Raw genomic sequence first — 11195 nt, forward strand, 5'->3', positions numbered from 1 at the left:
CCGCGCTTTTCGCGCGAATTGTGCGGCTTGTCACCCCGCCATCGTCACCCTGCCGGACGGGGGTAATAATCACGCAGAAATGCCGCCGTTTATGCTGATTGCCTGCCCGGTAATCCGCGCACCGCCGGGCCCGCACAGGAACACGATCATTCCGGCCAGATCCTCCGGCTGGGTCAGCCCGAGCTGTGCCATCTTGACCGCCTTGGAAAACAGCTTGTTGCTGAATTCGTCACCCATGGTGCGATGATAGGCGATCGTCCCTTCGATCAGCGACGGGGTGATCGCATTGACCCGGATCCCGCTGCGCTTGGCTTCCATTGCCAGGGTCCGGGTGAACATGATGATGCCGGCCATTGCCGCGCCGATCACGCTTTCGCCCGGCGTGGTCGCCTTCCCGGCATCGGACGCGATATTGACGATGGCACCGCCGTTCTGCTCGCGCATCCACGGCATGGCCGCCCGGCACATGTGGATCGGCGCGATCATCTGTTCACCGGCGATGGCGGCCAGTTGCTCGATCGGGATCAGGTGAAACAGTTGCGGCACGACTGCGGCGACAGTGCTGTTGACCAGAATATCGATTCCGCCCATCGCCTTGCCGGCCCGATCGACCGCATCCTGTGCCTGCATCGCATCAGCGGCGTCGGCAGCGATGAATTCCACTTGCGCGTCGGGAAATGCCGCCAGCACTTTCGCCCGCGCCGCCTCACCCCGCTCGGCGTTACGGCCGATCAGCGCCATCGTGCGCAACCCTGACCCGGCAAAGGCCAGCGCGGTGGCAAGGCCGGTCCCCGAGGTTCCTCCGGTGACGATCAGGCGCGATTGTTCGAGTGGACGCACGATATGGCTGACAGACATTGAACTCGGCTCTCCATGGCAGTTTGCACGCGGCACGGTATAAACAGGTGAGTTCATTGTCAAAACTTTGCTGCAGCTTTGCCGCCGCGGCAATCCGGTTCAGATTTCCTATTTTTATATCTGATATATAATGATTTATAACACATGTTGATGCGCGGACGACCCGGACAAGCCTTAGCGCTGTTGACGCGTCGGCACTTTTTCAGCAGAGCTTAGTGAGTTAAAATAGATTGTGTTTCGCCCGCCAACGCGGCGGCGGAAGCAGGAGAAGGTTTCGCGAAATGGCATCGCCCTCGATCGATAACGCAGCGCTGCAAACCGCAGCGTCATCCACCCGTGATGATACCGTCCGCGATATGACGCTGGGCGGCCTGCTGCGCGAAGCGGCAGCTGTGTCTGGGGAAAGGATCGCATTGGTTTCCGGCGTTGCCGATCCGGCGCAACGCCATCGCTGGACATACGCCGAACTTCTCGAAATCGCCGAAAACGTCGCGCGCGCCCTCCTCGTCCGGTTCCAGCCCGGAGATCGTATCGCGATCTGCGCCCCCAACTGCCCCGAATGGGTCATGCTGCAGCATGGCGTGGCGCTGGCCGGGATGGTGCTGGTACCCGCCAACCCCGCGTATCGCGAGGCCGAAATGGCGGCAATTCTGGAGGACTGCGGTGCCGTCGCGCTGTTCCATTCCGGAACCTGGCGCGGCAGCGATATCGCCGCGATGGCCGATGCGATCCGTTCCGCGCGGCTTCCCGGCCTTGCCACCATTGCCCTTGCGGACTGGTCGCAATTCCTCGCCAGCGATTCGGCCGCAGCCACGCTGCCGGTCGTTAGCCCCGACGCACCGTTGCTGGTGCAGTTCACTTCGGGCACCACCGGACGCCCCAAAGGCGCGGTGCTGCACCATCGCGGCGCGATCAACCCGCCGCGCTATGTCGCCGAACGCATCGGCTTTCGGCGGTATGGCGTATGGCTCAATGCAATGCCGATGTGCCACGTCGGTGGCTCGGTACTGACGTCGATGGCAACGCTGTCGCAGCACGGTGCCTATGTGCTGATGCCCGAATGGGACCCGGCGCTGACGCTGGAACTGACGCAGGCCGAACGCTGCAACGCGATGCTGCTGGTCCCGACGATGATCCTCGCCCTGCTCGATCACCCCGATTGCGCCCGGTTTGACCTGTCGAGCATCGAAGTCCTGCTGACCGGCGCAGCGCCGGTCCCGCCCGCGCTGTTCGACCGGGTGGCCCAGCGCATCGGCTGCCGGATGATGATAACCTTCGGACAGACCGAGGCGAGCGGCACGGTATCGACCACCGCGATCGGCGATGGCGCGCAGGAGCTTGCCCACACCCTGGGCCGGGCGCTGCCCAACGTGGAGATCGCCATCCGCGATCCCGAAACCGGCGCTCCGCTACCCACCGGGGCAACCGGCGAAATCTGGTTCCGGGGCTACCAGACGATGATCGGCTATTTCGGGCGCGAAGCGGAAACCACGTCCGTGCTGACGCCCGAAGGCTGGCTGCGGTCCGGCGATCTCGGCACGCTGGACGCTCGCGGCTATCTGTCGATCAGCGGCCGATTGAAGGACATGATCATCCGCGGCGGGATGAACATCTACCCGCGCGAGATCGAGGACGCGCTGTTCGATCATCCCGCCGTAGCCCAGGCGGCGGTGATCGGCCTGCCCGACGAACGCTGGGGCGAGGTAGTGCTGGCGGTGGTCCAACCGGCAGAGGGGCATGCGCTCTCGTTCGAAGCTCTGCACCAGTTCTGCCGCGATCGCCTTGCCCCGCACAAGACACCGGCGCTGTGGTGCGAAACGCGCGATTTCCCGCTCACCTCGTCGGGCAAGATCCAGAAATTCGCGCTGAGCGACTGGCTGCGCGAAGGCCGCCTTATCCCACGCCCTGCGCGCTGAGCTAGAGCATCGAGCGTTTAACCAGCACCACGAGTTCCGTTCGTGTCGAGCGAAGTCGAGACACGCTGACGCTGTACTCAGGTGTCTCGACTTCGCTCGACACGAACGGCAAGTGATTCAGATTTCATGCCCTTGGCTCTAAAGACCCGGAGGGCAAAAGGGGGGCGGGGCTTTGCGGCCCCGCCCCCTTTCCTGTGCAATCCGTGAGGGATTACAACTTAACCCGGACGCCGGCCGTGAAGTAGCGGCCCATGATGTCGTAAGTGGAACGAACCGTCGGATAGTAGAGGTTCACCGAGTTCGCGGCGCTGGGAAACAGCACCGGGGCCTTGGCATTGAAGAGGTTGTTGATGGTCAGGAAGAGCTCTGCGCGCGGGTTATCCGCCAGCGGCCGGGCCGTGATGGTCACGTCGGTATAACCGATGTTCGGGGCATGATCGGCATTAGCAAAGTGCTGGCCATCCGCACCGGTATCCAGACGCTTGTAGAGCGCCATCTTGTAAGAGCCTGTAAAGCGCTCCTGGATGAAGATGCCGAACTTCTCGCTGTCATACGATACTGACACTGAACCGCTCCACTTGGGAATGGTGCGATAGCCCGCGCTTTGCTGGATGGGCTGGTTCAGACCGAGGTCGGTCTTGAAATCGTAGATGTGCGACAGCAGCCCATGGACCTGGAACTTGCCGTTTGCGCCGGGAATAAGCTCTGCCGCATCCAGCGCATAGTTGAGTTCGAAATCGATGCCGCGCTGGCGCAGGGTGGCAACGTTGATCGGCAACTGTGTGATCGAATTGGGAAAGTTGTCGGCCGAATGATCCGAGAACGGCAGCGGGCGGTCTATCAGGCTGCAGGTCGGCCCGGTACCGCCCGAATCCTCGCAGGACTGAAGCGCGACCACCGGATCGATCGAGGTGATCGCATCCTTGATCTTGATATCGTAAGCATCGACAGACAGCCCCAGGCCCGGCAACCAACTTGGCCGATAGACACCGCCGAACGTCAGCGTGTTGCCGATCTCGGGCGTCAAGGTGTTGTTCCCGGTGACCACGCTGATGACCGGCTTGGAAACCCCGGTATGCGGATCGACGATCACGCGCAGCGATTGCTGATCGCCGGCAAAAAGGTCATAAAGGCTGGGTGCCCGGATGTCGCGAGACTTGGTGATGCGCAGACGCAGATCGCTGAACGGCTGGTAATCCGCACCGAGCTTCCAGGTCGTCACGCCGCCGCTGGTGCTGTAATCGGTGTAGCGCGCCGCGCCGCTGACATTCAGCGACTTGAGGAACGGCATGTCGCGCGCCAGCGGCACCTCGATTTCGCCGTAAAGTTCCTTGACGTTCACCGAGCCCTTGGCCGAGCCGACATTGACGGTGTTGAACCGCACCGGGAAGGCGGGCAGCCCGCGCAAGCCGGTGAGATCGATCGGCACGCCGGGATCGGCGTTGCTGGTCTGGAGCAGCGACTGCTTGCGGATTTCGCCGCCGACCGCCACCGAGACCGGGCCGGCCCAAGTGTTGAACAGTTTGCCGGTCAGGTTGACCGACCCGCTGTCCATCCTGTTCTTCACCGACCAGATCGAATGCGCGAACACATAGTCGATCGCCTCGTCAGACGGCGCCCCCACCCCGAACGGGTTGAACGCGACGCAGCCGGGATAAAGCCCCGGGTTGGTGATGCTGACACGGCAAACCGGGTTGCCCGCCCCGTCGTTCACCGAATCCACCGCCGCGAACAGCTTGAGCATGTTCACTTCGTGCGTGTCCGAGTGGAACTTGGTTTCGCCGTGGACGTAGTTCGCATCCCACTTCCACGACCCACCGATGCTGCCCTCGAGCCCCGCATTGAGCATCAGGCTGCGCGACGTCTGCTTGGTGGTCGGGATCGGCAGGTCGTTCTTGCCCATCGCCTTGGCGACTTCGGGATCAACCCAGCGCCCAAGGGTGAACGTTGATCCAGGTGTCATCAGCGCCCGAACCTCTGGTCTGAGGAAATAGTTGTCGGACTGGATGATCAGCCCTTGCGCAGTGCCCCCGGTGAGCACCGTAGCGCCGTGGTCGTAGCGGCCATTGACCGCCTCTGACCAGGAACCCTGCACATGGGCGCTGATCGCGGGCGAAAATTCATATGCGATGCGTCCGAAGGTCTGCCAGGTTTCCAGTGGGGCAATCAGGTCTTGCGAGGTGGGCAGGACTGCGCCGTCCCCGCCAACGCCCCCGGCACCACCGGGGTTGAACGCGGCGATGGTTCCGTCGGGAAGGAACTGCTTGCCCTTCAGCGCGGCGGGAGTAGCGGTCCCGCCGATCAGGCCGCCATACGTTGCAATCTGGCTGTGGCAGCCTTCCAGCAGGGTATAAGGCGAAGCTTCGGTGCCAGTGCCGATGGTGCAGTAGTTCTTCCCCGCCTTCGCCAGCGGACGCTTGTCGAACCGCGAGACCTTGCCTGACGAGTTGCGCTCGACGCTGGCAAGGATGTGCAGGCGATCGTCCATCAGCGACAGGCCACCGGTCGCGCCAAGCTTGTAGCTATGGGCATCGCCATAGGTGGAGATGCCGTTCTGTGCGGTGAGTTGCAGGCCGGTGAACTTCTTGTTGAGCACGAAGTTGACGACGCCGACGACCGCGTCCGAGCCGTACACCGCCGAGGCACCGCCGGTCACCACGTCAACGCGCTGCACAAGAGCCTGGGGCAGCGTATCGATGCTGACCGCGCCGTTCGGAGCGGTGGGCGGCACCCGCACGCCGTCGAGCAGCACCAGAGTGCGCTGCGGCTGGAGCCCACGCAGGTTGAGGAAGTTGCCCACCTGTACCTGGCTGTTCACCGTGATGCGTTCACGCGAGGCCGGGCTTTGCGAATTCTTGAACTGCGGCAACTGATTCAACGCATCGGGCAGGTTGGACGGTGCCGCCTTGGTCAGCGCCTCGGCAGCGATCGCGGTGACCGGGGTAGGCGTGTCGAAGCCGCTGCGCTGGATGCGCGATCCGGTGACGACGATATCGTTGGCCGGCTGCGCTGCTTCCGCAGCGTCTTGGGGCGGCGTGTCCTGAGCCCAGGCAACCGGCGCGCCCGCCACTCCCAGCGCAACCGCCAGCGCGGCCACGCTTGCCGTTCGTGCGTGCCGCAAACCTGTCGAAACCTCACCCATCTTTCTGTCTCCCTCGAATGATTCTCACTTTGTGTGAGTCGTTCAAACGTGAAGCCGTTTTAACGCACCAATCCGGCGGGCGTAAACCGGGATTTTCGTAAACCGGTTTTTTAGATTTAAACCTATGATTTTACTTTATTTATATGAATTAAAATCGACTGTTTGACCGGAAAACGAAGTCTGGTAATCCTAAGGTGAGTTCGAATCACTATAAGCATCTGTTACAGAGACCCCGTGGCACGCAGGGTCAGCCGAAATGCTGATGATCGCCACGCTGGTCGCCGCTCAAAACGGGGTATGTCTTGTCTGATATGATTTTCGAGAACGCAGCCGGATCGGTCGATGCGACCGTCGTCCGTCTCCTCGGCACGCTGTCCGAAGCCGCTGCTGCGCCGCTGGAATACGTGGCTCGCTGGAAACGCCGGACCGGGCGCAAGGCGGTGGGTGTGCTGCCGATGAACTTCCCGCTGGAACTGGTGCATGCTGCCGGTGCCCTGCCCTCGCTTGTGCAGGAATCGAGCGAGGCGATCACCGACGGGCGCAGCCTCATCTATGAATTCTACTGCGCCTACTCGCGCAGCCTGGCCGATCAGGGGGCCAAGGGCCGGCTGGACGTGTTCGATGCGATCTACGCCGTCGATCACTGCGTCGCCCTGCTCGGCGCGCTCGACGCGCTGCGCTTCGCGATAGAGGATCGCCCTATCCACCTCGCCCAGTTCCCCGCTTCGATGGACGAACCGGCATCGCGCGTCGCCGTGCGCGAACGGATTGCCGAGATGGCCGCCGCGCTCGCCGCGCTGACCGGCACCGCCCCGTCCGCTGCCGCGCTCGCCGACAGCATCGCGCTCTACAACCGCGACCGGGCACTGATGCGCAAGGTGATGGACATGCGCCGCGCGGGCACCGCACGGATCAGCGCCCGGCAGATGCAGGCCATCGTCCAGTCTGCGATGGTGATGGACGTGGCGGAGCACATCGCCATCATGGAACAATTGGTCCCGGCGCTGGCACAGGCCGCTGCCGGGGCACCTTCCGGCGCTGTGCGGCTGTTCCTGTCAGGCCACTATTGCCATGCCCCGCGTCCCGAGGTGTTCGACATGATCGAAAGCTGCGGCGTATCGATCGCTGACGACGATCTGTTCACCGGCTATCGCTTCATCGCCACCGACGTCGATGCAACCGGCGATCCGCTTGATGCGCTGACCGACTGGTATTTCAACCGCAACGTCACGGTCCCGTGCGGCACCCGCGCGCAAAAGACGGTGGATGGGGCGGACACGTTGCTGACCGCAATAGAGGCCAGCGGATCGCAGGCGGCGATCATCCTGCTGCCCAAGTTCTGCGAACCGCACATGCTCTACTTCCCCGAAATCCGCAAAGCGCTGCTCGCCCGCGACATCCCCTTCCTGCTCATCGAGACCGAGCATGAGGGGCTGGCGCTCGAAATGCTCAAGACCCGGGTCGAGGCGCTTGTCGAGACCATGAAGCGCGGCGTGGCCGCTCACTGACCGCTTGCTGCGCCCCCGGCGCCCGCTCCAGGAGAATTCCGGCATGAACCAGCCACTGCAAACCCCCGCCCCCGCCAACCGCCTCACCAGCACTCGCGCCGGCGGCAAACTCGTCAAGGATTACTGGGACAACATCTTCACCGCGCGCGAACGCGGTGCCACCGTCGTCTGGTACAACGGGGCCGCGCTCAATCCGATTTTCCAGGCGATGGGGATTGAGTGGTGCCATGCCGAAGCGTTCGGGGCCCGCCTCGCCGCCACCCACATGGAAGGCCCGGCCCAGGCCATGGGCGAGGAATATGGCTATCTGCGCGAACTGTGCTCCTATGCCCGCACCACGCTGGGCTGCGCAGTCCTGACCCGCCGCGAGGCGGAGAACCCGGCGAGCACGGCCGTCGCCGATGATATGGTCCTCGCCTCGCGGCTCCCCGCGCCGGACCTGATCGTCAACGCCTATGCCGGGTGCAGCACCGGCCAGCAGTGGGACGAGATTTCCTACCGCATCTTCGACAAGTCGCTGCCGTTCTTCAAGGTGTCCTACCCGCTGCTGTGGGGCAACCAGCCCGATTTCGATTACATCAAGGGCGAGGAGTGGGAAGCGGCTGCCCGCTATGTCGCCGACCAGCTCCGCCAGTTGATCGCCTTCCTCGAACATACCACCGGGCGGGCGTTCGACTGGGAAAAACTGCGCGAGGCGATGCATTACATCAAGATCGCCGGGCAACTGCGGATGGACGCTCTGGACCTGTGCAAGGCGCAGCCGACCCCGGCCACCTTCTGGGACTGGGTCGCCTGCATCGCCCCGATCAACTTCCTGCCCGGCAACCAGGACCTGGTGGATTTCTTCGCCGGTGTGAAAACCGAAATCGAACAGCGGGTGGCAGAGGGCATCCCCGCCCTCCCGCGCGAACGCTACCGCCTGGCGTTCGACGGGATCATGAACTGGAACAAGGTCGGCTGGCTCGCCAACAAGTTCGCCGCCAACGACGCCGCGGTGGTCTGCGGCCGCTATACCCACACCTCGTTCTGGCACGAACCGCACCTGATCGACGTGGAAGACCCGCTGCTGGGCATGGCCAAGCACTATCTGCTGTGCCCGTTCAACCACAATGCCAAGGTTCTGGGGCAGTTGCTGATCAAGGACTGCGAGAAGTACAATATCGACGGCGTCGTCTTCCACTCCACCCGCACCTGCCGCTCGGCGTCGAACGGCCAGATGATCATGGCCAAGATGGCGCAGAAGGCGGGCATCCAGACGATGTTCTTCGAAGGCGATGTCGCTGATGCCTCGTTCTACAAGGACGCGATCCTCGACACCCGATTGGAAGCCATGCTGGAATCCATCGATGTGAAGGCGATGGCGGGACGCTGAACCGACACACGGTGGCACTGCCACTTCCGTCGCGCAAGATCGGACAGAAAAACGGCCCCGGAATCGCTTCCGGGGCCGTCTTCATCACTTCGCGCTGGGTCAGAACAGCCGGGTCGTCCCGTCTTCCTTCTCACCGCGCAGGGCCTTGCGCGAATAGTCGTATACCGCGTTGTTGATGTCGTGGATGTCCTGGTCCGACAGTTCGTCGAACTGCGGCATGCCAAGCTGGGCCAGCGCGCCGTCCTTCACGATCTTGCGCAGGCTCTCGTAATCGTGCGCCATGGCGGATTCGCGCAAGTCAGGCCAGTTGGCGGTGCCGCCGCCCGGCCGGTGACAGATCGAGCAGTTGCGCAGCCAGAGGTCGCGCCCGCGCGCAGCCGATGCGGGATCGATCTTGAACGCCGGGTTGTCGAAGATTTCGAGCGGCGGATTGGGCGGCGGGGTCGCGGGCAGCTTGGCCTTGCCGTCCAGCACGAAGGTCAGAACGCGCGGCAGGTGCTTGCCGAAACGCCAGCCCGGATCGTCCGGCGCGGCTGCGCCATAGCCGACCAGCAGCGTCACATATTGCCGATTGCCGGCAAGATAGGTGATCGGCGGCGCGATGATGCCGTTGTGCGCATCGAACTTCCACAGTTCCTTGCCGGTCCCCGCCTCATAAGCGTGGAACCAGCCTGCTGCGTCTCCCTGGAACACCAGCCCGGTCGCTGTCGCCAGCGTACCGCCGTTCCAGCCCGTCTTGTACTTCACCGTCCAGCGCGCCTTGCCGGTCTTCGGATCCCAGGCGAGCAAGCCGCCGGTGCCGTCATCCGGCTCGACCTTGGCCAGGCTGAACCGCGATCCGAGCGCGAATTCATAGTGCTTGACGCCCAGCACGAAGCTCTCCGCTTCCTTGGCCTTTTCCGGCGTAGTCCAATAGGTGCCGGGCTGCTTCAGGATCGGGATAAACGCCAGGCCAAGCTCCGGATTGTAGGACATCGCCTGCCAGTTGTGCGCCCCGAGCTGCGAGGGATACATCGTCACCGGACCATCTTCGTAGCGGGCGTTCTTGATCTCGACCGGACGGCCGGTCTTGAGGTCGATGCGGTCCGCCCAGGTCGCCTTGGCATATTTGTTGGCCGACAGCAGCTTTCCGTCGCGCCGGTCGAGGATATAGAAGAAGCCGTTGATCGCCGCCTGCATCAGCACCGGCCGCTTTTCGCCACCGATGTCCATCTGCGTCAGGATCATCTCGTTCGTCGCCTTCCAGTCCCATGCCTCGCGCGGGTTTTCCTGGTAATGCCACACATACTTGCCGGTATCGGCATCGAGCGCGACGATAGAGGCGAGGAACAGGTTGTCACCGCCGCCGGGGCTGCGCTGGGCCGGGTTGTAGTTCGAGGAATTGCCGACGCCGATGTAGATCCGGTTCAGCTCCTTGTCGTAGGTGATCCCGTTCCACACGGTACCGCCGCCGCCCCAGCGCCACCATTCGCCGGTCCAGGTCTTGGCCGCCATCTCCTGCGCCTTGTCCTCGAAGCCCTTCGCCGGGTCGCCGGGAACAGTGTAGAACCGCCACAGCTTGCGGCCGGTTTCGGCATCATACGTCGTCACATAGCCGCGCGTGCCGAAATCCGCGCCGGAATTGCCGACGATGACCTTGCCCGCGAACACACGCGGCGCGCCGGTGATGACCTTGCGCGAATCCGCTTCCTCGATGGTGTTGACGATCCAGCGCGGCTTACCGGTCTTGCAATCGATCGAGATCAGCCGCCCGTCCAGGCTGGCGAGGAGAATCGCGCCCTTGTAGTAGCCAATCCCCCGGCTGCCCTGGTGGCTGGTGCGCAGCACGCGCGGATGCTGGATGCCGGCCTGCGGGTCATACTCCCACAGTTGCTTGCCGGTCGCCGCTTCGACAGCGTAGACCTTCGACGGCGATGTCGAGAAGTAAAGGACACCGTCGATCGCCAGCGGCGTCCCCTGCAAAGAACGCGCCTGCGCTGGCAGGTCCATGCTCCATGCCAGGCCAAGCCGGCCGACGGTTTCCGGGGTGATCTGCTCCAGATGGCTGAACCGCTGCTCGGCGCTGTCCAGCCCGTAAAGCGTCCAGTTGCCATCGCCGGCTTCATCACGCCCGCCCGAACACGATGCCAGCAACGCGCCCAGCAGCGCACCAGCGACGTTGCGCTTCAATCCAGCCATATCCACTCCCGATCCGCGCCACGAGGCTGCGATGCTTGTCTTGCGCCCGCGCCGTTCCGCAAGACGCGGAATCGGGGCGACGAAAGCCGGCTGTGAAGCGGCACCCGCGCACGGTACAATATGCGTTCGGCATGGACGCAATAAGGCAGCGCTATAGCAGCCACCTGTGTGATTTGGATGGGATGATATATTGGTTGCGGGGGCAGGATTTGAACCTGCGA

The 11195-nt window shown here is 63.3% G+C and carries 6 protein-coding genes; 3 read left to right on the forward strand and 3 right to left on the reverse strand.

Annotated elements, in window-relative coordinates:
• Nucleotides 1–69 precede the first annotated feature (69 nt).
• Nucleotides 70–858 carry an SDR family NAD(P)-dependent oxidoreductase gene (locus IE122_RS15510; RefSeq protein WP_189622157.1) on the reverse strand — a complete coding sequence of 263 codons (789 nt, stop codon included), beginning with the start codon at nt 856–858 and terminating at the stop codon, nt 70–72.
• A gap of 281 nt (nt 859–1139) precedes the next feature.
• On the opposite strand from IE122_RS15510, the gene IE122_RS15515 reads away from it, so the two are divergent.
• Nucleotides 1140–2774, forward strand: coding sequence for a class I adenylate-forming enzyme family protein (locus tag IE122_RS15515; protein WP_189622158.1), 1635 nt, complete (start codon nt 1140–1142; stop codon nt 2772–2774).
• Nucleotides 2775–2985: 211 nt separating this feature from the next.
• Here IE122_RS15515 and IE122_RS15520 read toward each other — a convergent pair whose 3' ends face one another.
• The gene (locus tag IE122_RS15520; protein ID WP_229814256.1) at nt 2986–5916 is read right to left on the reverse strand and encodes a TonB-dependent receptor plug domain-containing protein; all 2931 of its coding nucleotides are present in this window, start codon (nt 5914–5916) and stop codon (nt 2986–2988) included.
• Nucleotides 5917–6227: 311 nt separating this feature from the next.
• Between IE122_RS15520 and IE122_RS15525 the strand changes: the two genes are divergently transcribed.
• Both IE122_RS15525 and IE122_RS15530 read left to right on the forward strand, forming a co-directional pair.
• A complete protein-coding gene (locus tag IE122_RS15525) occupies nt 6228–7424 on the forward strand; it encodes a 2-hydroxyacyl-CoA dehydratase subunit D (RefSeq protein ID WP_189622169.1) in 1197 nt (398 codons plus the stop codon).
• Between the two features lie 43 nt (nt 7425–7467).
• Nucleotides 7468–8796 carry a 2-hydroxyacyl-CoA dehydratase subunit D gene (locus IE122_RS15530; protein WP_189622160.1) on the forward strand — a complete coding sequence of 443 codons (1329 nt, stop codon included), beginning with the start codon at nt 7468–7470 and terminating at the stop codon, nt 8794–8796.
• 99 nt (nt 8797–8895) lie between these two features.
• On the opposite strand, the gene IE122_RS15535 is transcribed toward IE122_RS15530, so the two are convergent.
• Nucleotides 8896–10974: a PQQ-dependent dehydrogenase, methanol/ethanol family gene (locus tag IE122_RS15535; protein ID WP_189622161.1), complete on the reverse strand. Its 2079-nt coding sequence runs from the start codon at nt 10972–10974 to the stop codon at nt 8896–8898.
• Nucleotides 10975–11195: the final 221 nt, after the last annotated feature.

Origin of the sequence: Novosphingobium colocasiae, assembly GCF_014652555.1 — a bacterium.
In the GTDB taxonomy this organism is placed as follows: Bacteria; Pseudomonadota; Alphaproteobacteria; order Sphingomonadales; family Sphingomonadaceae; genus Novosphingobium; species Novosphingobium colocasiae.

What these genes read in the sequence shown, in the direction of transcription:
- IE122_RS15510 (WP_189622157.1), bottom strand. Translation starts at nt 858, where the DNA reads ATGTCTGTCAGCCATATCGTGCGTCCACTCGAACAATCGCGCCTGATC.
- IE122_RS15515 (WP_189622158.1), top strand. Translation starts at nt 1,140, where the DNA reads ATGGCATCGCCCTCGATCGATAACGCAGCGCTGCAAACCGCAGCGTCA.
- IE122_RS15520 (WP_229814256.1), bottom strand. Translation starts at nt 5,916, where the DNA reads ATGGGTGAGGTTTCGACAGGTTTGCGGCACGCACGAACGGCAAGCGTG.
- IE122_RS15525 (WP_189622169.1), top strand. Translation starts at nt 6,228, where the DNA reads ATGATTTTCGAGAACGCAGCCGGATCGGTCGATGCGACCGTCGTCCGT.
- IE122_RS15530 (WP_189622160.1), top strand. Translation starts at nt 7,468, where the DNA reads ATGAACCAGCCACTGCAAACCCCCGCCCCCGCCAACCGCCTCACCAGC.
- IE122_RS15535 (WP_189622161.1), bottom strand. Translation starts at nt 10,974, where the DNA reads ATGGCTGGATTGAAGCGCAACGTCGCTGGTGCGCTGCTGGGCGCGTTG.